The sequence below is a fragment of the Massilia sp. TWR1-2-2 genome, from assembly GCF_049897565.1.
Classification (GTDB): Bacteria; Pseudomonadota; Gammaproteobacteria; order Burkholderiales; family Burkholderiaceae_D; genus JAFCUW01.
On sequence record NZ_JAFCWM010000114.1, the window covers coordinates 1 to 558 of the forward strand.

At 65.4% G+C, this 558-nt stretch carries 1 protein-coding gene; it reads right to left on the bottom strand.

The window, feature by feature from the left end:
- Positions 1-558 (bottom strand): IS66 family transposase (gene tnpC, locus ACP7DD_RS26630; RefSeq protein WP_426178421.1); only part of this gene is annotated, 558 nt, incomplete at both ends.

Genomic DNA, 558 nt, shown 5'->3' on the forward strand with positions numbered 1-558 from the left:
GCTGTTCGGGCAGCTGGGCAGTTTTTCGAGTGTTTCGCTGAGCCAGCGTAATGGTTCGAGTCCGTTGAGCTTGGCGGTGGCGAGCAGGGTCTGGATTGCGGCGGCACGCCGCCCGGCCCGTTCGGAGCCGGCAAACAGCCAGTTCTTTTTGCCGACAGCAATTGGACGGATCGTGTTCTCGACCGGGTTGTTATCGATCGGCAGCGTGCCGGAATCGGCGTAGCGCAGCAGCGCCGGCCAGCGCTTGAGTGCGTAGTCGATCGCCTTGGCGGTGCCGCTGCCGACAGCCACGGTCCTGCGCGCGGCAAGCAGCCAGGCGTGCCAATCGGACAGCAGCGGCTTGGCCTGGTCCTGGCGCAGCTGGAAGCGCTCCGTCGGCGCCAGTTCGCGCCCTTGCTGCTCGACGGCGTACAACTGGCCGATACGGCGCAGTGCCTCCGCGGCAATCGGACTACCGTTGGCAGCATGCAGGTCGAAGAATTTGCGGCGTACGTGGGCCATGCACGCCAGCTCGGTGATGCCGGCGGCGAACATGGCTTTGTAGCCAGCGTAATCGTC